This window comes from Pseudomonas shirazensis, from assembly GCF_050496565.1.
Classification (GTDB): Bacteria; Pseudomonadota; Gammaproteobacteria; order Pseudomonadales; family Pseudomonadaceae; genus Aquipseudomonas; species Aquipseudomonas shirazensis_A.
In genome coordinates this window covers 330,336-351,700 of sequence record NZ_JBNWAE010000002.1, presented here as the reverse complement: position 1 = coordinate 351,700, position 21,365 = coordinate 330,336, and the positions used below count along the sequence as shown (strand labels likewise).

Below are 21,365 nucleotides of genomic sequence, written 5' to 3'. Positions count from 1 at the left end.
CAGGGCTGATCTGGATCATGGCGATATTGGCAGATCAGTGTGGATTGCGCAGGTCGCCACCTGTGCGGTAGCGGTAACCGGCAACAATGGTTAGCTTCCGACCCCTTTCAGGCAGACTGTCTGGACGTGCTAAGCAAGCGCTGCGACTACCAGCCCTCAATGACTTCTTCGAAAAGGCGCCTAAGGCGCCTTTTTTGCTTTCAGCGTGCCGACTCTCATCGCACTTTGCTTTTTCAGCACCTTGTATGCCGTGACGACAGAATAGAAATTTTCTCCGTTGGCATCCAGCTGCGGGGATAGGATCACAACCCCTCTCACCCCTCTCACAATCGTCAGCCGGTAACCGTCGCGGGTTTGAAACCCCTCGCAAAGAATCTGCGCGCCTTGGGACAAAATAGCCGCAACGAAAGCGGGCACGTCTTCGATCGTCGAGCAGCCGGCACTGATCAACTCATGGGCATGCCCCTCCCAGATGTGACGAACACCAAAGCCTTTACTGAAGCCGTGGTGCTTTCCGACTCGCAGGTAGATGTCACCGCCAGGCAAGGTCAGGTTACGGCTACTGTACGGCTCAATATAGCCATAGCTGAGCAACCCGGTGACCGGATGCGGTACGCAGACCTCTTTATCCAAGGTCGCGTAATCAAATAACGGCTCAAGGGGCATCAATGCGGACAATTATTTTTCTTCCAGTGGCAAGTCCCCAGCGGATACCCATTTTGCCACAGATATTGAACCGCCATCGTACAGGCGCCACGTTGCCCTGGCTTAGCGGCGGAATCAACAAGCGCGTTATCAGGACTGCTTCGAAGCTCTGTCTTGGGCCCAGTGCGTATCTCCTACCACTTCCCGTGTCGTGCCGGAGGACAGCACTAGGGTCTGCCTCGGGTATAGATCGATAAAATCGGGTGCGCGGGAAAAGTACTGCATGGTCTCTGCCCACTGATAACCCTGCGCCTGCGGGTAGTAGTTCACGCCGTGCAGGAGTACGCCCAGCACCGTGGTACCGGACGCGTCATAGCCTGCGATGTTGTCCAGATTTTTTTCGCTCCGGAGTTCTTCGATATCGATGCCATCGCGAGTCTCATACAGCACATGAACGACGCCAGGTTTATCGGGCGGAATTTGCATGGAGGCGTCATTGATCAAGCTTTTGAAATGCTTGGAGCGAAGACCGAGCGATATCTCGTGATCGCAGCGCCATTGCGCAGCAACGCAGCTCGCTACGTCGTCCAAGAAAATGTTGAGAATGCTATCCGGCGATCCCGCCCGCTCGATACTTTGAGCGATAGTAGCGATGCTGCGCTTTTCATTGGTATCGACGTCACCGAACACCAACTGCTCTTGCTGCGGGCAGTTTGGCCTGACCAGGAAGCGGCGATAGTGGCGCTCAAGGGGCGCTCGATCGACCCAGCGTATAGCAGCGCTGACGGAGCCATGTCTAACCCGAGCCCCGTCTTTCTGAAGAGCGAGATCCACGACCCTGATCACCTCTTCGAGACTGGTCAGCTTGACCTGACCATGGAACGTGAGGTCGACAATGCTCCAGGGCGCAGTGTCCAGTAAGTACCGGCTGAGCGAAGCCCAGATTTGGCCCCAGACGTCCTGCTCCTCCAGGGAGTATCGGGTCTGCTGTGCGGCCCTTTTGCACTCGACATACATGCTGTCATCACCGACATGAACAAGCATGTCAGGTGTCTTCTTTGTTTTCCCGTCTGGCCAGGTCAGGCTCAGCTCAGGCAGGAACTCCACCTTGTAGCCATTCTTCAAATAGAACGCGGCAGTTAGCAGCTCGAAAAGTTGGGTGTCGGGCTTGTTATTGTTCGCCAACATCTTGTCCAAGACCCCTCCCACATTGGGGATGTCCCTGAGCTGTTCGGCAACGGCGCCTATTGCCATAGCGAAGGGATAGATCCGCTTGCTGCTGTATGCGCAGTCGCTGTGCGGAACATCGGAAGCTAGCTCGCAGGCGAGTATGTACCAGTCGATGTCATCATCCGCTGGCACAAATAGTTGTGGTTCAATCGGCAGTGCAAGATCTAGCGTGACTTCTTTCTTCCGAATACGCGCCTCATACCGAGCCTTCCGCTGCTCCCAAGCCTGCACGCCAAGCCTGTCGACCAGCAATCGATAGAACGCCTTGATGCGCGAGAGCTCCAGTTCGCGAACGTGATCCACTGTCAGTTCCTCCGTGCAGTTCTGACTCCCAATATCCTCATTTCAAACAAGTCGCTCACTCATCGAACAAGCCAGCGGCTTTCAGCGCGTTCAAGCCAGAGGTGAACGATCCCACCCTGAAACGAGAATATGCCAAAAATGCTGATGTCGGCCAATTGCCATTAGTGGTAGCGTAACGAGAGTTGGGAGGCGCCGAGCGACAATGTCTGAGCTGCAGAGCTCACGCGGATGCCTGGTTCTCAGTCAATTTTCGCGATGCAGGGATGTCATGGTGCGTACTTCCAGTCCATCGAACAAGGGTGGGCCTGCGGCAAGGCAAGGCTTTAAGTATCAGGATCACGTGGCCGTCAGCTTCATCTTCAAGATGCTTAGCGATAGCACTTACTACCAGGTTGAGTGCGAGACAGCAGATGACATCGTTGCGGTGTTCCTTGCAGGCGGGCAAACCGTGAACGAGTACATCCAGGTCAAGACCACGGAGGGCGAGAAGAAGTGGAATTGGCAGGAGATCATCAAGCTGGACAACGGCAAAGCCGATTCGTCGCTCGTCCACAAATCCCTGAAATGCGATGTCCGCCCTGGCCCCGCTCGCTTTCGAATCGTCACCAAACGCGACGTAGCAAACATTCTGGAAGGCTTCAAAAAGGAGCTGGATACGCGAGTTTTACCGGATGTAACTATCCAGCGTGGTACCGCGCTATTCAATAAATTCAGAAAATTTGCTTCCCCTCAAAAAAGGGACTTCTCCGACTGGGCAAAGAATTTCGTTTGGCAGGTATACGGTGATGTCGAGGCGTTAGAGGCCGTGAACATCAAAGTCCTTTTCCAGCTCGCTGAGACCCTTGGAAACCGTCCCAGCTACACCCAGCTGAAGGCGATCTACGACGTTTTTTTGGAGCTGGTCGACAAAGCCGCTACGGCCAATGTCAAGACTGAGGCGCAGGAGAAAATCATCTTGAGGGAGCCCGCGCTTGCTCACCTCAAGCAGTTGCTTGACGGGGCTGATGACAAAGCAACCGCGATCTCCAAACCGTACAAGAAGCGCCCCGATCCCTTCCTGGTGGAATTCCACTCCAGCACACCAGAAGGCCTACTCCGCTCCTTCTCGGGGCTGAACGTCAGCTATGGATTGAAAAGGTGGCGGTGTGGCGCCTTTGCGAAGCATCTTATCGAGTGGCTGCCTGAGTTCTCGCTGAAGGCCAGTGAGATCGTGAACATCACACCTCATAACGCCCAAGCGATCCTAACCCGATCGATCAACGCGTTTAGTGAAAGCGAGCTACCGCGAGACAGGCTCATCGCTGAGCTGATTCTTCATGCCATTCTCCGCAGCCGCCAGAACAGCGAGCCTGTCGCCTGCAAGGTTTTCTATAAGTCCGCCGGCAAGCTTTCTGAGTTCGGCAATGCCCACATCGTCCAGCAAGCTGGGCAGGATGACCAGCTCTGGCTGGGCCTGGCTCGCCTTATTGAGGCAGACGCCATGGAAACGACGCTGGAACAGATCTGTGGCGTTCTTGACGATACGATCTCCGAAACGGTGTTATCTGCGGAGCGCGAAATCATCATCGCCCTTCGCGAGCCGCTGCACCATCAACCGAAAGCGGAGGCCTTTAATCAGGCTCTCCACCGCAATGCGTCAGTCGATGACATGCTTAACGTGCTCTGCTTCCCCATCCTCCTGACCTACGACAGCGCGGCCCTGGCCTCCGGCTGGCTCGCCGACTATGTGAACAATCTTAAGATCGAGATTCAGAACCACTACGAAGCGCTTATCACTCAACTTCCGGAGAATGTTGAACAGGTGAAGGTGATGGTCTTCTTGGTTCCTATGGAAAGCATCGCGCAGCTCACGAAGGCCTTTAACGCATGTTGTGAGCCGCTCGAAGCCTTCCATCACGAATTGAAAAAAACGCCAGAACAATGCAGTTGATAACGCAATGGGTCAAAGCATCCCTGGCTTGTCCGGCATCCCTGGGAGTTCAAGGAACGACGCGGTCATGAACTACGATACGATCAAAACCAAGCTGGCCCAGCTCAACAGCGAGGGAGGGTCACCTGTTGATGTACTTCTCGCCATAAACGCTCTGGTAAACAGAAGTAATTCCGGGTGGGAAGGACGCGACCTGGTAATTCGAGCGCTCGATAAATTCAGTTTATTCGATCCGGTCGAACAGTCTCTGCTGCTGAACATGGTACGAGCGGTCGGCTTATTCCCTTACATCACCCCTCATTTAAGCAACTTGGGGCTCTCAGATCGCCTGGCATATGAAGCTCACAGGGTTGAGGGTGTTGAGCAGGGGATGGTGTTTCACCACCTACAGGCTCACGTGTTCAGCCTTATCATGGAGGGTCGAAATGTCGTCCTGAGCGCCTCTACCAGCGTGGGTAAGAGTCTGGTCATTGACGCTGTGCTGGCGCAGCGGCGATTCAAGAAGGTAGTGGTGATCGTGCCCACCATCGCACTCATTGATGAAACACGTCGCAGGTTGGTCAGGCGTTTCAAGGATTTCAACCTCATCACGCACCCCTCTCAGCAGGCTGTGGCTGAAACGACCAACGTCTACCTTCTCACCCAGGAACGGGTGCTTCAGCGACCTGACTTGACAGACGTTGAATTCTTCGTTTTAGATGAGTTCTACAAAATTGACTTGGCAAACGACAGCGAACAAAGCTCACGTGCCGTCGACCTAAGTCTGGCGTTTCACAAGCTCGCCAAGACGGGTGCACAGTTCTACATGCTCGGCCCACACATTCAAAGGATTTCAGGACTGGAGGGGTACGAGTATCACTTTATCCCCTCTGACTACAGTACGGTTGCAGTGGACATCCAGAATTTCGGCCTCAGTATGCGTTCTGAGGAGCGGAAGGAAAAACTTTTGGAACTGGTCACGACCCTGCGATCCCCTACACTGATTTATTGCCAGTCACCGCCAAGCGCAAACCGGGTGGCCGAGTATCTCATCGAAGACGCCGGGCTGGCCCCAGTCCCGGAGACACAGGAGGTCGCCGCTTGGATCTCCAAGCACTATCACCATGAGTGGAACGTAGCCAAAGCCATTTCGCTTGGCGTCGGCATACACCATGGCGGGGTGCCGCGTGCGCTGCAGCAATATATCGTGAAGCTGTTCAATGACGGCGTCATCAAGCGGATAATCTGTACATCAACAATGATTGAAGGGGTTAATACGTCGGCAGAGAATGTGATTATTTATGACCGCCGACTGAACAAACCAAAGTTCGATTATTTCACCTATAAAAACATCTCGGGCCGTGCTGGCCGTATGAACAAATACTTTATCGGCAAGGTGTTCATGCTCGAAGCGCCACCACTAGAAGAAGGGCTGACTGTTAAGTACCCAATAGGTCTGCAGGACGAAAAGTCCCCTCTAGGGCTTCTCTTGCAACTGGATAACGAGTACCTCACGGACGTCTCACGCAGGCGGCTTCAGGAGGCCTGCGCCAACCCAGTGCTGTCGCCAGCAACTCTCACTGAGAACAGGCACATCCCAATTGATCGGCAAGTTGAAGTCGCGGAGACGATCATTCGAGACCTGCCTCGCAGCCGAGCCTTGCTGGGATGGAAGGGAATTCCTGAACAGGCAAACCAGTTCAACTACCTGTGCGAGTTAGTGTATAGCCTCGTGGGCGGTAATTTGATGGACTACGGGATTGCTTCAAGCTCGCAGTTGGCATGGCACATTAACGAACTGCGCACGCAAAAGGATCTGCCGGGCTATCTCACGCAGGCCGTAGACAAACGGCAGGAAGATGAGACGGCGAGTGAGGCGATCAATCTTCGCCTAAAATTCATCAGGAATATGGTGTGCTTTAAACTCCCTCGGGACATCATGGCCATCAACAAAATCCAGGCCGACGTCTTCATTAAGAGAGGCTTCGAGCCGGGTGATTTCAGCTTCTTTGCGGAGCAGCTTGAGAATCTGTTCCTCGACCCTTTGCTCACTGCTTTGGACGAGTACGGAATACCGACGCAGATTTCAACTCAAATAAAGCATCGACTTCTCCCGTCGGAGAATCTAAATGATCTTTTAGCAAAACTCCGCGCGTTGGCACCACGCCTGGGAGACCTCAAGCTGTCCGGATTTGAAAAGGATTTAATGAGCTGGGCGGTAGCTGAAATCTAGCCGCAGCTTCGCCTTTTCCCGGTCTTGCGAGCACAGGCACAGCCGGTCTGGAATTATCCGCCGTCAGGTAAGGCTAGCTCGATTGCAGTGCACGGCGCCTTCAGTGTGTGTCATCTGTGGGCGATCCTAAGGGAGCCTAAGACATCGGCTCTCATCGGATTCCGCTGGGGTTAGAAAAAAATTCTCACATATCGATGCACGTGTTGAACGGACAAATGCCTTTTCCACCTAGGGCATGATTTCGGCTTTGACCTAGCTTGCCGTTTCGGCGAGATCGAACCCAGCTGACTTGGACTGGCTGCTAACAAGAATCAAACAGCCATGACCCGTTTTCAGGCTTCAGCTATACAGTGGATGATCATCTATTACGCAACTCGTCCTCCGCCATCTACGTGCAGAACGGTGGCATTGATGAAGGGATTCTCCACCACGGACAGAGCAGCTCCGGCTAGGTCTTCGGCACGCCCGACATGGCCTACTGGCAAACCCTTTGCTACGTCATCAAAGAGACCTACCCTTTCCTCATCGCTGAGGAAACTCCATGTTGGGGTATCAACAACGCCTGGGGAGATCACATTGACGCGCAGCGGTTTGACCTCCAACGCCAGAGCCATCGCAAAGCCTTCAAGGCCCGCATTCAACGCTGCGACGATGGTAGTACCCACCGCTGGACGGTAGGCCGCCAAGCCAGAGAAGAAGGTGACCGAGCCTTTGCGGTTGATAAGGTTTAGGCCGTATTTCGCGGCGTTTACAGGCCCCCAGAACTTTGAGTTCAGCATGCGTTGAATGTCGTTGGTGTTCAGCTGGGCCAACGGTGCGAAGGTCAAGTCTGCAGCGGTCACGACCAGATGATCGTAGGTGCCGATTGCGATAAAGGCATTGATCACGTCCTGGCTGACACTGGCGTCGAATGCCTGGTAACTCGCGACGCCTCCCAGCTCGGCCAGCGTAGACACCGCAGCTTCCAACTTGGAGGAGCTCCGACCGCAAAGTACGACCTCTCCTCCTGCCTGAACCACCTTTTTCGCCAAGGCCAAGCCCATCCCCGACGAACCACCGATAATGACAAAGCGTTGTTTCGTGATGCTCATGGTATTTCCCTTTTAGCAGGCCGCGCTGGCGACTCGTTTTTCAGAAAAGCGCTGCACACCGAGGGCCAGCAGCGAAGCCAGCCCGACCAGCGCGGAGCAGTAAGGTAGATATGTGATACCGAGATGAGAGATCACCGCTGACCCCAGCAGTGAGCCCAGGACGATGCCCAAGTTGAATCCAGAAATATTCAGCCCAGACGCAACATCACTGCTGTGGGGTGCGATCTCCTGGGCGACCTCAATGATCCGTGACTGAAATACCGCAACAGCGGCGAACGCCACGAACCCCAGGCCTCCCGCCAAGACCAGCATGACCAGCACTTCGGTCTTGGCTGCACCGACTTGCAAGGCGATCAAAAGGGCGATCAACACTGAGATCACCACCAGGGCGCTCACGACATAGAGCGAGGCATTCAACGATCCGATCCCGTCACGTAGCCATCCGCCGAAGAGGTTTCCAGCTACTGCGGACACCCCAAAGGCCAGTAACGCAAGCCCTACGAAGACCTCCGAAGCGTGCATCACCTCAGCCATGAAAGCGGCGATGTAGGTGTAGAAGGTGAACAGCGAGGTGTAGCTCAGCACCGTGACGAGCAATACGGCCAGCAACTCAGGCTTCCACAGCAGCCCCAAACGCTCCGCCAGAGTGACCTCAGCTTTCACGCCAGGCTCGTAGGGGACTTTCTTCGCGAGGATGGCGGCACCGACCAACGCAAACACGGCCACGCTGAGCATTACTATCCTCCAGCTCAGGTGCTCGCCGAGATAGGCGCCTAACGGCACCCCAAACACCAACGCGATGGTCAAGCCGCTGAACACGAGAGCCACAGCCTTCCCTGCCCGCTCGTATCCGACCAGATGGGCGGCTGTCGCGGCAGCAGCCGCAAGAAACACCCCGTGTGTCAGGCCAGAAACAAAGCGCGCCGCAACGACTGACAGCAAGGTCGGCGCAATGGCCATCGCAATGTGAACGAGGCTGAAAAGCAGGACAGCCCCAACCAACAACCGCTTCCTGGACATGCTGGAGGTCAGCGCCGTGAGGATCGCCCCACCCAACGTGACTCCGAGGGCATACCAAGTAACGGTTTGCCCGACCTCAGCCGGGACAGCATCGAACGAAGCGCCTAATGCGGGGGCTAATCCGATGACCACGAACTCACTCAGCCCGAAGGCAAACGCGCATAAGGCGCATGCATAGATCACAAATGGCATGGTGCTCAAACTCCTGGCATCGACGGGATGACTCACATATGGTGAGCGTAAGTTTTCCGAAATCGATGAGGTAGGCCAGGAATGAGAAGGAGGTTTACAGCTTGGTAAAGCTAAGCATGCTCGATGGCATCGCTGAATTTGTAGCAGCGGCTGACTGCGGAAGCTTTTCGGCAGCCGCCGAGGCTACTTCCACTTCGGTCGCCAATATCAGCCGGAAGGTTGCAGCGCTCGAAAAACGCCTGGCCCAGCAACTGCTGTTGCGCACGGCTCGCGGATGCACGCTGACCGAGTCAGGACAGATCTTCTACCGGAGCTGCAGGGGGTTACTTGATGGCCTGGAGGAAAGCCTCGATGCGATGCAGTCAGGCATCAGCAAGCTGCAAGGATCGATCAAGATCAGCCTGGCCGGCCACTTCTCGGAGCACTACATACTGCCGCTGCTGGCTGAATTCGGCGAACAGCACCCCGGCGTCTCAGTGAACGTGAATGTCACGGCCCGCAACGTCGACTTGGTCGGCGAGAACGTGGATATGTGTGTCCGGGTAGGCCCGTTGCTGGACTCAGCGCTAATTGCCCGAAAGCTGATCGACATCCCGCTGCGCACCCTGATATCCCCTGCCCTGCGGGACGCGCTGGGACAGATCGCTACGCCAGATGATCTGCCAGATGAAAAATGCCTGCCTCTGCTTGGGAGGCGGTGGTACTACCAGAAGGACGGAATCAGCAAAACGGTCAATCCACGAGGGAGGTTCGCCAGCGACAACGGCATCGCCCTCGTTGCGGCAGCTCAGAGGAGCTTGGGCGCCATCCAGGTGCCGAGCTACTACGGCCAGCAAGCCTTGGACAGCGGCCAGCTCGTGACCATCCTAGAGGACTGGCACCCCACCGAAAGCTTCGAGTTCTACCTGGTCTTCCCGTCTGCCAAGTATTTGCCTAAGCGCGTGAGGGCCCTGGCCGAGTTCCTGAAGAACCACTTAAGTCATCGCGTGGAGTTTCAGCTCGCCCCATAGCCAGTGGCAAGATCAAACTCCTTACGATCAGGAAGGACGATGAGAGGGCTCAGAATGCAAAGCCTGGAAGCCGGCGTTTCTCAACCGCCGCGTTGTGATAGCGACGAAGCCAGAAATATTTTTCCAGGACTCGACGGTTGCCCTTCCGGCAGTCCTCATCGGCATAATTTTTGCGGTAGGCCGCATAGAAGTCCCGGATCATCTCGACTACCAGAGCCTTCTGAGCGTTGAGGAACACCTCATTTTTTTGCCGCGTGGCCATCACAGCAATCCGCCCTTCTTGCAATCGAATAGCATTCGAGACGGCGGGTGTACTCATGTCTCCTCCTGCGAGCATGAAGTCGAGTGCGTTAACGTAGGTCACCCCGTCTTCTTCCACCAAGAACTCTGAGTCACCGTACATCCCACGAAACAGCTTGCGGATCCATGCCATCAGCGCCGTGTTACGCACGACATCGTCGGCCAGGGCAAGACGGGCATAAACGGCCTTGCCTTCCGCTTCATTGGCTGCGCTGAGCCCTGCGCCAACCGCAAAACTCTCATTTATGTCGCAATACTGGGTGGAGATGCCACCCCGGAAAGTGATTTTCTTGTCCAGCAAGCATCTGTGCATCAACGCCCCGAGCCTCATCATGATGATCATCAGCGCGTTTGCTGAATGCATGAGAACCCTGTCGGAGTTGGTTTCCCAAGCCACCTCCTTGGGTTTGAACGTTACAACGATCGAATCGGAAATGAAGGCGCTTTTTGCGTCGTACCACTCGTAAAGGTTGAAAAACAAATCCTGCTTGTAGCGCTGCTCCACCCCAGCCTCAAGCTCCAGCAACACCTCCCGGTTCCCGGTCATGAAGTCGAGCAAATCCTGCGCCTGCTCGTCAGATCTCACTGCCGAATTCAGCTTTTTGAAGCCCAGCATGTCGATAAACACTGTCCATTGCACTGCTTTCATTGCGTCAAAATCACTTCTCAGAGAGGATTGGTCGAGGTGGCTGGTCAGGATGGTACGTGAAACACGAGCACGGTGATGATCAGCTCGCGATTAGCGTCATCCGGCTGGTGGAAAACATAGCGGAAGCCACTTTCGTGCCGGTAGGCCTCCTTACGCTTGAAGTTCGCATGCGCCTGGGCAGTAGTATCGATGCCAGCCAACACTTTGCTCGTATCAACGCCCTTGTTGAACACCAAAATCGCCGTCTTACTATCCCGCCAGGTCGTGTAGCCGAGCAACTGGTCGATGGCCTCCCCAAAGGCCTTGGGCCCCTTCCAGAACTTGCACTCGGCGATGAAAACGTTGCGATCCCCCTCACGCAGCAGGATGTCGGTTTTACCGCTCATGTTGAAGGTCTCGCCTGAGGCTTTGCCCTCAAACTGAGCGTTAAGCTGAACCAGGAAATGTTGTCGAAGGGCCTCTTCGTCCATGGACTTGAAGGCGGCTGGGCTGCGCTCCATGACCAATGCCATGTCCTGCATTATTTTCAGCGCATGTTCGTACTGATCCATCGCCCAGGTAGGTTCCGGCTCGAAGGGCTTGGAAGTGGCTGGTGGCAGCGTGGGGGCGGCCTTGCGGCGAGCAGTAGGGACAGCGTAGGTCTTCGGTGCATCCGAGCGCTGTCGAACAGGGATACCCAGGGCTGCGGTGCGCTGGGACTTGGCGAGTAATCGATCCCTGCGATCATTCACCACCTGCGCGGCCAACTGGTGCAAGGACGCGTTGTGGGCGTTGATCTGGCTATCCTGCCACCCCAGATACTGCTGGATATCAGCCAGCACGCGATCAACCTCCGGACGCACTTCGCGAGGAGAGTCCGAGGGGTACTGGAACTCAAGGATCAGCTCACTCCCCGCCACCTTTCCGCGCGGCGGACTGGTCGACCACTGATTCGATTGGCAGAAGAAGAAAAGCTCAGGGCCATCGAACGGGACATGAACCGTCACACGCTCCCCAGGCACGAGCGCAGGTCGGCTCATGTCACGGATGTATCGGCGGGAATCACCCCGGACATCGATATGGACTTCTTCGGTGTCAACGTACCACTCATCCCGGCGCAGCGTGATCGGCTCGACCGTGCCAAGTTGCACCAAGTAGGCGATCAGATCCTCAGGCGCAGTGTTGAGCAGGCGATTCGCATCCAGCCGCTCCACCTCGGTGGGTATCCTCCCTCGTTCCTGAAGCAGCAAATCGTCTAGTCGATTGCTGGAAAACAGATAACTGTCAGCCGCTGGCGAAATGAACATCCTGAACACCTCGAAGAAGAGCAACCCCAGATCATACTGGCTTTTTGCCTAGTGAAAACATGCATCTGGCGAATGAAGGCTCGTCGAAGCAACTGATGCGGCCTCTCGTCTTTCATGAACCTCCCTTCATCGTCGAAGGGTTTCATACATGGGATGTTAGGATGTATAGTAAACTCGATTTAATCGAGGTCACAGGCAATGAGCGAGCTTCAAAAGCACTATAAGGGCATCATCGCAGCCCTGGGTGAGAACCCTGTACGCGAAGGCCTATTGGATACGCCAAAGCGTGCTGCGAAAGCCATGAGCTACCTGTGCCAAGGGTATGAGCAAGACCTGCGCGAGCTAGTGAACGGCGCCTTGTTTGAGAGCGAAAGCCGAGACATGGTGGTTGTTCGCAACATCGAGTTGTACTCTCTGTGTGAGCACCACCTGCTACCTTTCATCGGCAAAGCCCATGTGGCCTACATACCCACCGGGCGAGTTCTGGGGCTTTCGAAAGTGGCGCGCATCGTGGACATGTATGCCCGCCGTCTGCAGATCCAGGAAAACCTCACCCAGCAAATCGCCCATGCCATCTACAGCACGACAGATGCCTCGGGTGTCGCGGTCGTCATCGAAGCGCAACACCTGTGCATGCGCATGCGAGGCGTGGAGAAGCAAGGGTCGGAAATGCAAACCTCAGCGATGCTGGGCTCGTTCGAACAATCAGATGGGCAACGCCAGGAGTTCATGCGCGCTGTGTTCAGGGCCTGACAATGGAGCCCTTCAGCCTCGGCTTGGCCACGATCGAGATCAACGACCTGAGGATGCAGTGCTTCATCGGCGTCAACGAGGACGAGATGCTGCACAAGCAGGATATCCTCATCAGCATGACCCTGCTGTATGACGGAAGCCAGGCCATTGCGGACAGTGATGTTGACGGTGGCGTGGACTACGATGCGGTAGTCTCCGCGATCCTGCCCTGCGTCGAAGAAGGACGATTTGCGGTGCTGGAGCGGCTGGTGCATGAGGTGCTGAGCAAGGTTATGACTTTCAACGCAGTGCGTTTTGCGCGTGTTCGGGTTGAACGGCTGCTTGCCTTACGCCATGTGCGGTCTGTGGGCGTAACCCTGACTGCCTGGCGAACACAGCCAGAGCTTTGTGCATGATTATTCGAGTAAGATTCACGATCTTAAGCATGTTGGAGAAAGTCTGGTAATGGCAATTCCGGTGAAAACCCCGATCGCACGTCAGTCGCTTGTGGAAGCGACCATCGACGCCATTCGCGAGCTTATTGAGAATCGCGTGTGGAAGGTTGGGGAATGCATCCCACGCGAGGCCGAGCTGGTTGAACAGTTCCAGGTGGGCCGTAACACCGTGCGTGAAGCCATCCGGGTGCTCTCCCACTCCGGCATGCTGGAGGTTCGCCAGGGTGACGGTACGTATGTGCGTCGCGAGCTGGATCCGGCAGAAACGGTGAACAAGCTGAACCGCTCGGGTCTGCGCGATCACATCGAATTGCAGTGCGTGCTCGAAGCGGAGGCTGCAAGGTTTGCGGCCCGGCGTCGTACACCAAAAGACATAGCTGCTCTAAAAAAAGCCGTCGACGGACGCGGTGAATATTCTGCCGACGGCGAAATTGACGAGTTTCTGGAGCGTGATCGCAACTTCCATCTCGCAATCGCAGCAGCCTCACATAATGAAGCTCTCCAGGCCCTCTACGCCTACTTCTCTTCCTCCATTCATGCGCATACGAAAAGCATTTTCACGGATGCTGAACTTCCTGAACCCAGCCTCGCCGATCACGTCGCCGTACTGGATGCCATTGTGGCCGGCGATGAGGACGGCGCAGCAAATGCTGCCAGAAACATGCTGATGCCTCTGATCGACAAGTTGGACGAACTACTCGGCAACAAAACCCGTAGCAGTGCCAAGTGGCTAAGCCGAATCGGCGCTACCTACTGGAAGTAATTCAGAAGAACCATTTGAATACCAGATTAGGTGTGTATCGCTCGTACTGATCACCATTGAGTTTGTAATGGTGAGTTTCGAGCCTCACCCCCAGTTGTAGCGAGCCTGGCTTGTCGATGTGCCAGAGCAGCTCGGGACGCAGGAAGACCTCGGTGCCGTTGTGGTCGGTGCCATTGACCAGCGACAGCAGCGTCATGTTGAAGTCCTGTCCAAGCATCGTCCAGGGCTTGGAAATCAGGTAGGAACGCCACAACCAGGTGGCGCTGTTGTAGTTGGTTTTCCGCTGAAGCAGCCCCGACTCGAAGTAGACGAAGCCTGGGACGTCGAAGTTCAGCGACATCCCATAGTTGTTCGAACGGAAATCACCATAGCTGGCCCGCTCCCAACGCGCGATCAATGACACATCGCTTATCGGGCCATACGCGAACGACCGCCCTGTCATCTTGCTCAGACTGAGCCGTGGATTGGCAACGAATAAGCTCTGCGTATTTTTACCCGTACTGATTCCGAGCTCTTCTTCATTCCCGACATCATCCCCAGAGTACAATTCAGCATCCAAGTAGATATCCCCATACTTGAATGTGCTGAAATGCTCGAATTGATATGTGGTCAGCTCTTTATCAGAGGTACCCGTACCGAGGACGGGGTCTGCTTTCGAATTACTCGTATGCAGCACACTGAGGACATTGATATTGAAATCTGCCGCCTGGACTATTTCAGGCGCGCACGACAAAAGCACAACAGAAGCAATTACTTTCTTCATAGCACAATCTCATTGTTTTTATTGTGAGAAAATGAGCATCAGACATGTAACAAACAACTGCATAGCGGCAGCGCATCAAAAGATGCACTGAGCAATGATAAAAGAATCAGAATGAGTCAGGGTGCCTTTGCGGCACCCTATTACGCATGGATTAGTGCTTACCGCCCTGCGCGACCTTTCGTGGGAGGCGGTGAACCGCTGCACGAGGTTGCTGCACTTGCAGAGAGGTTTTGTGGATCACACCGTCCTTCATCACCAGTGCGATTTTTTCTGGATCCTGAAGCACCTTGATATCAGCCAGTGGATTACCAGTCACCAGCATAAGATCGGCAAGATAGCCTTCCTTCAACTGACCCAATTGATCTCCCTGCATCATGATCTCGCCACCGTATCGGGTAGCGGCGATCAAGGCTTCCATGTTGGTCATGCCCAGGTACGTGGTGAAATACTCTAAGTCCATGGCATTGGTACCGTGGGGCATCCAGGCGAAACCGTAGTCACCACCCGGCAGGACACGGATACCGCGCTTGTGGATCTTCTGCAGAGTTTCACAGGCGATTTCCAACTCGCGCTTGTAGCCCATCTTCTCGGCAATGGCCGGGGTGATGCCATAGTCGGAGGCGTTGTAGGTGGTACGGATCAACCAAGCCAGACCTGGTGCCACGAAGTGCTTGTCCTTGTTGGCTTCCAACATGTCCAGCGCTTCTTCGTCGGCGAAGCTGGCGTGGTAGATCAGCTCGATGCCATACCGCACGCACTGCTTGACCGACTCTGCCGAGCGGGCATGGGCAGCGACGCGCTTGCCGAAGCGCTTGGCTTCGGAGACCAGCATGGCGATCTCTTCTTCGGCGAAGGGTGAGGTCTCCGCAGGAATGCCGGCGATGTACTCACCCGACAAGTTGATCTTAAGATGGTCAACTCCGTACTTGATAAACGTCCGGGCCGCCTTGCGAATTTCCTCTGGCCCACAGCACACCGAACCGAAGTTCAGCTCTGGGAACGGCAGATGCGGCAAGGTGTTGTCTCCCAGCGTACCGATGGTCGTAACTTCCTGGCTGCCAGCGAGATAGCGCGGCCCAGGAAACTGGCCGGCATTGATGGCATTGCGCAGTACGACGTCGAGGCGAGCCTTGGCAGCGGCAGCGCCAATACAGGACGTCCAGCCCATGTCGAGATATCGCTTAGCCACACCAACGCACCACAGGATGTGCTCTTCAGGAGGCATCAACTGAATGGCAGAAAGCGTTGGCTGGTCATTCCAGGAGAAGTGAGTGTGTGCTTCTGTCATGCCAGGCATCATGAAGGCACCCTTGCCGTCCACGGTCTGGGCGTCAAGGTCATGAAGCTTTGCATTGCCTTTAAGGATACGGGTGATCCGGTTGTTCTCTACCAGCACACTGCCTTTGAAAGGCTTTTCACCGCTACCGTCAAAAATGGTGACATTCGTGAATGCAATCTTATTGTTATGCATTTTGACTCTCCACATCTGTCCATCGTCAGGATGTATTCGAGAGGAGCCGGTCAGGGGCGTGGCCTGACCGGCCCGTGGTATCACATCACTGCGTAGAAATTGTTCAGTTCTTTGATGCAGTCCTGGGGCTTCTCCAACGGTGTCCAGTGGCCGCAGCCTTCGAACACCACTACGTGTGCGTTTTCAAGCCGCTCGCCGTAGGCCTTCACATTGGCAGGTGGAGCAACACCATCTTGGTCTCCGGTCACCAGCAGCACAGGCATGTTCAGCTTGGTGACGTCCGCTGGCTGAGCCTCGGCCAGCGCGGCGCAGCTTTGGGAGTACCCTTCCGGCGTTTGGCGCATGATGAATTCGCGGACAAATGCGGTGACGGCAGGTTGTTCAAGTTTAGTCTCACGACTGGTTGCACCTTGAACGATTGCATCCGCAATTTCCTGAATGGCATGCACGCCTTCAGCAGCGTGCTTGGCACGCGCCCGGATCCCATCACGCCCAGCATCAGGCGGTGCCAGCAGCGGGCCAAACAGCGCCAGGCTGGCCACCTTCTCAGGGTGTTTGGCAGCAAAATGTGCTGCCACGATTGTGCCCATGGAGTGAGCCAAGATATCGACTTTCTCGACATCAAGGTTGTTCAGAACTACCTCAACTGCCTCAACGAAGACATCGATCGACAAGGGGCTTTTGCCCAGTGCCGACCGGCCACTGCCTGGCAGGTCGAAGCGGATGACCTGACGGCCTTCCAGCGCTGGAAGCAGCGGCGACCACACGTTGGACGAACCGCCCAGGCCGTGGATGCACAGCACCGCACTCCCCTGACCGGTGATCTCGACAGAGAGGCCGTTTATGACTTGGGTACTCACTCTGCCACCTCGTTTTCGAGTGCGCCGATACCCGACACCTCGATGCGAACCACGTCGCCGCTTTGCAGGAACTTGGGCGGGGTGAAGCCGATGCCGACGCCGACCGGGGTACCAGTGACGATGATGTCGCCAGCTTTCAGCTCGATACCTGCGGAGATGGTTTCGATCAGGGTTGGGATGTCGAAGATCAGCTGGTTGACCACAGCGCTCTGACGCAGCTCGCCGTTGACCCAGCATTGCAGGGTGGCGTTCTCAACATCGAAGTCGTCAGCGGTAGCGATCCATGGGCCGATTGGGCAGAAGCCGTCGAGGGATTTGCCGAGGAACCATTGACGGTGGTTCTTCTGCAGATCACGCGCAGTCATGTCGTTGACGATGGTGTAGCCGAAGACGTGGTTGTATGCATCAGCCTTCGAGATCCCACGACCGCCCTTGCCGATCACCACAGCGAACTCAGCTTCGTAGTCGAGCTGGTCGGTGACTTTGGCGTGGCGAGGAATCGGCTCGTGAGTAGCGATGATGGTTTCAGGCGCTTTGGTGAAGACTACCGGAAACTCGGGAGCGATCTCCCCATCCTTGGCGCTGTGGTCAAAACCGGACTTGCTGAACTCAGCTGCGTGCTCGTGGTAGTTCTTGCCGACGCAGAACAGGTTGCGCTTGGGCACCAGAGGGGCCTTCACGGCGACAGCTTCCAATGGGTAGCCTTCGCCTTGCGGTACGAGGTCACCTTTGACCTTATCCCACTGAGAGACCAATTGGTTCATGTCACCTTCGAAGCCAGAGATCAGCTCAGAAACAGGCCAGTAGCTCTCGGTTTCAGCGTTTACGACCGCGACAAAGGTCTGGCCGGCAGGGTTCTGAATGGTTGCGAGTTTCATTTTTATTGGTCTCCAAAAGGTTCATCTGCGGTTCAACTGGAACCGAATATAGAACCACCAAAGAACCAATGCAATCCCTTTTTTGCAAAAACAGACCAATTGGTATACCTTTGCTGTACGTACTATTCGAGGAATTGATAGCTGTGACTGATCTGGCCGCCCATAAATCAGTACGTGCAGACGGTGCGCGTGCCCTTGCCAAGTATCTGGTCGAGGAAATCGAGAGCGGCAGGCTGCCAGCGGGGCACAAGCTGCCTGCGGAGCGCGAGCTGAGCGAAACCTTCAATGCCTCTCGCGGCTCGGTGCGACGTGTGTTGGCGAATCTCAAGGAAATGGGACTGATCACGCAGACCGTGGGCAGCGGCACCTTCGTTTCTGACGATGTGCAAACAGTTGCTCCTGCGCACAGTGACAGCCCCATTCAAAGCATTCAGACCAGCCCGGCTGAACTGATGGAGGCCCGGCTGCTGATCGAACCCCAGATGCCATCGCTGATCGTCAGGTATGCGACCGCTACTGATTTTGACCGCATGGATGAATGTATCGTCCGCTCTGAAGCGGCTCAGACCATTGAAGAGTTCGAGCACTGGGACGGAGCGCTGCATCAGGCCTTTGCTGAAGCGACGCATAACAGTTTCTTCCTGAAAATCCTGGAGCTCACCACCCTCATTCGCGAAGAAGGCGAATGGGGCCGCTTGAAAAAGAACTCGCTGACGCCCGAGCGCCGATCCCAGTACGAGGTTCAGCATCGGGCAATCGTCGCGGCGCTTCGTGACCGCGACGAGATGCTGGCCAGGCAGACGCTGGAAGGACACCTGCTCCAAGTCCAGCGCAACCTGTTTGGCCGCGAGTAATCACTCCCGATAATTCGGCGCCTGCTTGGTGATTTGCACGTCATGGACATGTGATTCACTCAGGCCCGCGCCCGTGATACGTACGAACTCCGCACGCTGACGCAGGTCTTCAACCGTAGCGCAGCCACAGTAACCCATCGCTGACCGCAAACCACCAAGCAATTGGTGCACGATTGCTGTCAGCGGCCCTTTGTACGGGACTCGGCCTTCAATCCCTTCCGGCACCAACTTGTCGCTGCTCTGCGTGTCCTGGAAGTAGCGATCCTTAGAACCTTGCTGCATCGCGCCGAGCGAGCCCATGCCCCGATAGCTCTTGTAACTGCGTCCTTGATAGAGCTCTGTTTCGCCTGGCGCTTCATCCGTACCAGCGAACAACCCACCCAACATCACGGTATGAGCACCGGCAGCCAATGCCTTGGCGATGTCTCCCGAGTACCGGATACCACCGTCGGCAATCAAAGGGACACCGCTGCCTTCTAAAACCTCAGCGATGGCAGCGACGGCTGATATCTGCAGTACACCCACGCCCGTTACGACTCGCGTTGTGCAAATAGAGCCTGGCCCGATACCTACCTTGACTGCGTCAGCGCCCGCTTCGACCAACGCAATAGCTGCTTCTGGAGTCGCTATGTTGCCAGCGATTACCTGCAGCTTCGGATAGTGCTGCTTGACCCAGCGCACCCGCTCGATCACACCTCGACTGTGCCCATGGGCCGTATCCACTACAACTACGTCCACGCCCGCCTTCATAAGCGCTGCAATTCGCTGCTCGGTATCACCAGCCACACCGACCGCAGCCCCGACTCTCAGGCGACCATCTTCATCTTTGCATGCCATAGGATGGGAAGTTGACTTGCTCATGTCCTTGGCTGTGATCAGACCTGTGATAACGTCATTTTCATCCACTACCAGCACTCGCTCCAACCGGCGTGAGTGCATTAACCCTTGCGCGTGATAAAGCGGCTGCTGCGGCAACACACAGACAATTTTTTTCCAAGGGGTCATGACCATTGATACCGGAAACTCTGGGTGCGGCGCATATCGAAGGTCTCGATTGGTCACAATGCCAACCGCCTTGCCCTGAGCATCAAGTACAGGGAAGCCCGAAATTTTCAGTTCCTTGCTGAGGCTCAGCACATCCTGAATGCTTTGATCATCACGCACAGTACGCGGATCACGAACAATCCCGGCTTCGTAGCGCTTGACCCGCAGAACCTCAGCGGCCTGCTGTTCTACCGGCATGTTTTTGTGGATGATCCCAATGCCACCCTCTTGGGCAAGCGCGATTGCCAACCCCGCTTCGGTCACCGTATCCATTGCTGCCGACGCCAGGGGTACGTTCAATACGATCTCACGCGTCAGTTGCGCCTTGAGGGACACATCTTTGGGCAGCACATCGGAGTACGCCGGCACCAACAAAACATCATCAAACGCTAAGACTTCTTGCCTGATTCTCATCACGGAACTCGCTTAATCATTATGGGGGTCAGCTAGGCTTCGCACTTCCCGGCGCAGCGGCCAAGCGATCGCAACCAGGCCAGCAATGCAGACCAGGTAAAATGTTTTCCAGCCGATTTGAGCCATCACCGTAGGGACGCCCATGAGAACTAAGGTGGCCAACAGGCGGCTGCTGCCACAAAGTACGGCATAGTCCGTGGCGGCCTGATCCCGACTCGCCCATTTCAGAATCAGTGTGTAGATGACGACCGAAATAGCTGTGCTCGCAGCCCCCTGGATGAGCACCCAAAGGAAAACATCGGTGGAGGGCTCAACGCCCAGGTAGGACATGAAGCCCACCGTGCCGACGGCAGCCAGGGCGATCGCACCGAAGAACACCTTGCTGGGCGACATCCACAGCATCAGCGGTGCAGCCAAGGCACCCGCTGTGGCATTCACGATCGGTGCGAGGGTGCCGAGCTTCCAACCGAGGTCTCCCAGATCGAGCCCCATCTCCAGCAAAATCGGGCGCTGGAAGTAGACCAGGGAGATGGCCAGGGTCGTAGTCACGGTCAACAACGCAAGCTTGAGTAATGCCTGTGGACGCCTCAAGGTCTGCAGGATGCTCGCCCTGACAGCTGCAGCCGGCTGGGCGCGCTCCGCTCCGACCAGGAATAACACAGGCACCAAGGTCAACAATGGCAGTGCCGCTGTGAGCAGGAATGTGGCCGTCCAGCCCAACGCCTGATATTGGCCAACCAGCACGCCGCCGCCAACAAACCCACCAATCGCCAGGGCCGACACCTTCAATCCAGCTGAAACACTCCGGTAGCGCGGGCCAATGGCATCCACTGCGAGGGCATCAAGGGCCAGATCCATGGTCGCCACGGCGAAACATACTCCCAGCCCGAGCCAGAACAGCAGGAAGGCCGGCGCGGACTCGCTGTACGCCACCACCGACAGCAGTACCGAACTGACCAACTGGGCGACTGCAATCCACCCGACACGGTGGCCGAGGAACGGAAACTTGAATCGATCCACCAAAGGCGCCCACAGAAAGGTGAGACCAAAGGGCACGTACAGGGCGATTACCCAGCCCATGGATGCGAGATCGATCCCCTTGTGGATCAGAATCGACGGCACCCCGAACTCCAGAAGCGCGAAGCACACTCCGAACGAGATATAGAGCAGGCCCACACTGAACAGGATCCACCCCGGCTTACCTGCCCGAGTTCGAGTCTTATCGGTAGGCTGTAGCTGAACGATTGAATGGTCGATGTTCAT

General features: G+C 55.8%; 19 protein-coding genes. 7 read left to right on the top strand and 12 right to left on the bottom strand.

Annotation, left to right across the window (positions count from 1 at the left end):
• Nucleotides 1-180 precede the first annotated feature (180 nt).
• Nucleotides 181-678: a hypothetical protein gene (locus tag ACQZ2L_RS05630; protein ID WP_430325126.1), complete on the bottom strand. Its 498-nt coding sequence runs from the start codon at nucleotides 676-678 to the stop codon at nucleotides 181-183.
• Between the two features lie 117 nt (nucleotides 679-795).
• Entirely contained in the window at nucleotides 796-2,178 is a 1,383-nt protein-coding gene (locus tag ACQZ2L_RS05625) for a hypothetical protein (RefSeq protein ID WP_430325124.1), read from the bottom strand.
• 268 nt (nucleotides 2,179-2,446) lie between these two features.
• On the opposite strand from ACQZ2L_RS05625, the gene ACQZ2L_RS05620 reads away from it, so the two are divergent.
• Together ACQZ2L_RS05620 and ACQZ2L_RS05615 are read left to right on the top strand one after the other, a co-directional pair.
• Complete coding sequence (locus tag ACQZ2L_RS05620) at nucleotides 2,447-4,108, top strand: dsDNA nuclease domain-containing protein (protein WP_430325122.1); 1,662 nt, start codon at nucleotides 2,447-2,449, stop codon at nucleotides 4,106-4,108.
• Between the two features lie 67 nt (nucleotides 4,109-4,175).
• On the top strand, nucleotides 4,176-6,320 hold the full coding sequence (locus ACQZ2L_RS05615; RefSeq protein WP_430325120.1) for a DEAD/DEAH box helicase: 2,145 nt from the start codon (nucleotides 4,176-4,178) through the stop codon (nucleotides 6,318-6,320).
• Between the two features lie 365 nt (nucleotides 6,321-6,685).
• Here the strand turns inward: ACQZ2L_RS05615 and ACQZ2L_RS05610 are convergent, their stop codons facing one another.
• Together ACQZ2L_RS05610 and ACQZ2L_RS05605 are read right to left on the bottom strand one after the other, a co-directional pair.
• Nucleotides 6,686-7,411, bottom strand: a complete 726-nt coding sequence (locus tag ACQZ2L_RS05610) for an SDR family oxidoreductase (protein WP_430325118.1) — start codon at nucleotides 7,409-7,411, stop codon at nucleotides 6,686-6,688.
• A 12-nt stretch (nucleotides 7,412-7,423) separates the two neighbouring features.
• Nucleotides 7,424-8,623 (bottom strand): MFS transporter, encoded by a 1,200-nt coding sequence (locus ACQZ2L_RS05605; protein ID WP_430325116.1) that lies wholly within the window; start codon nucleotides 8,621-8,623, stop codon nucleotides 7,424-7,426.
• Nucleotides 8,624-8,739: 116 nt separating this feature from the next.
• On the opposite strand from ACQZ2L_RS05605, the gene ACQZ2L_RS05600 reads away from it, so the two are divergent.
• A complete protein-coding gene (locus tag ACQZ2L_RS05600) occupies nucleotides 8,740-9,633 on the top strand; it encodes a LysR substrate-binding domain-containing protein (RefSeq protein ID WP_430325114.1) in 894 nt (297 codons plus the stop codon).
• Between the two features lie 49 nt (nucleotides 9,634-9,682).
• Here ACQZ2L_RS05600 and ACQZ2L_RS05595 read toward each other — a convergent pair whose 3' ends face one another.
• Both ACQZ2L_RS05595 and ACQZ2L_RS05590 read right to left on the bottom strand, forming a co-directional pair.
• Entirely contained in the window at nucleotides 9,683-10,582 is a 900-nt protein-coding gene (locus tag ACQZ2L_RS05595) for a hypothetical protein (protein ID WP_430325112.1), read from the bottom strand.
• Nucleotides 10,583-10,626: 44 nt separating this feature from the next.
• A complete protein-coding gene (locus ACQZ2L_RS05590; RefSeq protein ID WP_430325110.1) occupies nucleotides 10,627-11,868 on the bottom strand; it encodes a hypothetical protein in 1,242 nt (413 codons plus the stop codon).
• 198 nt (nucleotides 11,869-12,066) lie between these two features.
• Here ACQZ2L_RS05590 and folE point away from each other — a divergent pair, with 198 nt between their 5' ends.
• The 3 genes from folE to ACQZ2L_RS05575 are packed head-to-tail and all read left to right on the top strand — an operon-like array spanning nucleotide 12,067 to nucleotide 13,818.
• Nucleotides 12,067-12,621 (top strand): GTP cyclohydrolase I FolE, encoded by a 555-nt coding sequence (folE, locus tag ACQZ2L_RS05585; RefSeq protein ID WP_430325108.1) that lies wholly within the window; start codon nucleotides 12,067-12,069, stop codon nucleotides 12,619-12,621.
• 2 nt (nucleotides 12,622-12,623) lie between these two features.
• Nucleotides 12,624-13,016 (top strand): dihydroneopterin aldolase, encoded by a 393-nt coding sequence (locus ACQZ2L_RS05580; protein WP_430325106.1) that lies wholly within the window; start codon nucleotides 12,624-12,626, stop codon nucleotides 13,014-13,016.
• A 49-nt stretch (nucleotides 13,017-13,065) separates the two neighbouring features.
• A complete protein-coding gene (locus tag ACQZ2L_RS05575; protein ID WP_430325104.1) occupies nucleotides 13,066-13,818 on the top strand; it encodes a FadR/GntR family transcriptional regulator in 753 nt (250 codons plus the stop codon).
• Nucleotide 13,819: 1 nt separating this feature from the next.
• Here ACQZ2L_RS05575 and ACQZ2L_RS05570 read toward each other — a convergent pair whose 3' ends face one another.
• From ACQZ2L_RS05570 to ACQZ2L_RS05555, 4 genes are all read right to left on the bottom strand, one after another.
• A complete protein-coding gene (locus tag ACQZ2L_RS05570) occupies nucleotides 13,820-14,581 on the bottom strand; it encodes a hypothetical protein (protein ID WP_430325102.1) in 762 nt (253 codons plus the stop codon).
• Nucleotides 14,582-14,732: 151 nt separating this feature from the next.
• Nucleotides 14,733-16,052: an amidohydrolase family protein gene (locus ACQZ2L_RS05565; protein ID WP_430325100.1), complete on the bottom strand. Its 1,320-nt coding sequence runs from the start codon at nucleotides 16,050-16,052 to the stop codon at nucleotides 14,733-14,735.
• An 80-nt stretch (nucleotides 16,053-16,132) separates the two neighbouring features.
• The gene (locus tag ACQZ2L_RS05560; RefSeq protein ID WP_430325098.1) at nucleotides 16,133-16,912 is read right to left on the bottom strand and encodes an alpha/beta fold hydrolase; all 780 of its coding nucleotides are present in this window, start codon (nucleotides 16,910-16,912) and stop codon (nucleotides 16,133-16,135) included.
• Nucleotides 16,909-17,790 (bottom strand): fumarylacetoacetate hydrolase family protein, encoded by an 882-nt coding sequence (locus ACQZ2L_RS05555; protein WP_430325096.1) that lies wholly within the window; start codon nucleotides 17,788-17,790, stop codon nucleotides 16,909-16,911. Before ACQZ2L_RS05555 ends, ACQZ2L_RS05560 begins: the two co-directional genes overlap by 4 nt.
• Nucleotides 17,791-17,933: 143 nt before the next feature.
• Between ACQZ2L_RS05555 and ACQZ2L_RS05550 the strand changes: the two genes are divergently transcribed.
• A complete protein-coding gene (locus ACQZ2L_RS05550) occupies nucleotides 17,934-18,644 on the top strand; it encodes a FadR/GntR family transcriptional regulator (protein ID WP_430325095.1) in 711 nt (236 codons plus the stop codon).
• Here the strand turns inward: ACQZ2L_RS05550 and guaB are convergent, their stop codons facing one another.
• Nucleotides 18,645-20,105 carry an IMP dehydrogenase gene (gene guaB / locus ACQZ2L_RS05545; protein WP_430325094.1) on the bottom strand — a complete coding sequence of 487 codons (1,461 nt, stop codon included), beginning with the start codon at nucleotides 20,103-20,105 and terminating at the stop codon, nucleotides 18,645-18,647.
• A 9-nt stretch (nucleotides 20,106-20,114) separates the two neighbouring features.
• Entirely contained in the window at nucleotides 20,115-21,365 is a 1,251-nt protein-coding gene (locus tag ACQZ2L_RS05540; RefSeq protein ID WP_430325092.1) for an MFS transporter, read from the bottom strand.

Bases quoted from the DNA above. Each gene is read 5' to 3' on its own strand.
- ACQZ2L_RS05610 (WP_430325118.1), bottom strand. From the start codon at position 7,411: ATGAGCATCACGAAACAACGCTTTGTCATTATCGGTGGTTCGTCGGGG.
- ACQZ2L_RS05570 (WP_430325102.1), bottom strand. From the start codon at position 14,581: ATGAAGAAAGTAATTGCTTCTGTTGTGCTTTTGTCGTGCGCGCCTGAA.
- ACQZ2L_RS05595 (WP_430325112.1), bottom strand. From the start codon at position 10,582: ATGAAAGCAGTGCAATGGACAGTGTTTATCGACATGCTGGGCTTCAAA.
- ACQZ2L_RS05620 (WP_430325122.1), top strand. From the start codon at position 2,447: ATGGTGCGTACTTCCAGTCCATCGAACAAGGGTGGGCCTGCGGCAAGG.
- ACQZ2L_RS05600 (WP_430325114.1), top strand. From the start codon at position 8,740: ATGCTCGATGGCATCGCTGAATTTGTAGCAGCGGCTGACTGCGGAAGC.
- ACQZ2L_RS05605 (WP_430325116.1), bottom strand. From the start codon at position 8,623: ATGCCATTTGTGATCTATGCATGCGCCTTATGCGCGTTTGCCTTCGGG.
- ACQZ2L_RS05565 (WP_430325100.1), bottom strand. From the start codon at position 16,052: ATGCATAACAATAAGATTGCATTCACGAATGTCACCATTTTTGACGGT.
- ACQZ2L_RS05555 (WP_430325096.1), bottom strand. From the start codon at position 17,790: ATGAAACTCGCAACCATTCAGAACCCTGCCGGCCAGACCTTTGTCGCG.
- ACQZ2L_RS05540 (WP_430325092.1), bottom strand. From the start codon at position 21,365: ATGAACATCGACCATTCAATCGTTCAGCTACAGCCTACCGATAAGACT.
- ACQZ2L_RS05590 (WP_430325110.1), bottom strand. From the start codon at position 11,868: ATGTTCATTTCGCCAGCGGCTGACAGTTATCTGTTTTCCAGCAATCGA.
- ACQZ2L_RS05615 (WP_430325120.1), top strand. From the start codon at position 4,176: ATGAACTACGATACGATCAAAACCAAGCTGGCCCAGCTCAACAGCGAG.
- ACQZ2L_RS05575 (WP_430325104.1), top strand. From the start codon at position 13,066: ATGGCAATTCCGGTGAAAACCCCGATCGCACGTCAGTCGCTTGTGGAA.
- ACQZ2L_RS05580 (WP_430325106.1), top strand. From the start codon at position 12,624: ATGGAGCCCTTCAGCCTCGGCTTGGCCACGATCGAGATCAACGACCTG.
- folE (WP_430325108.1), top strand. From the start codon at position 12,067: ATGAGCGAGCTTCAAAAGCACTATAAGGGCATCATCGCAGCCCTGGGT.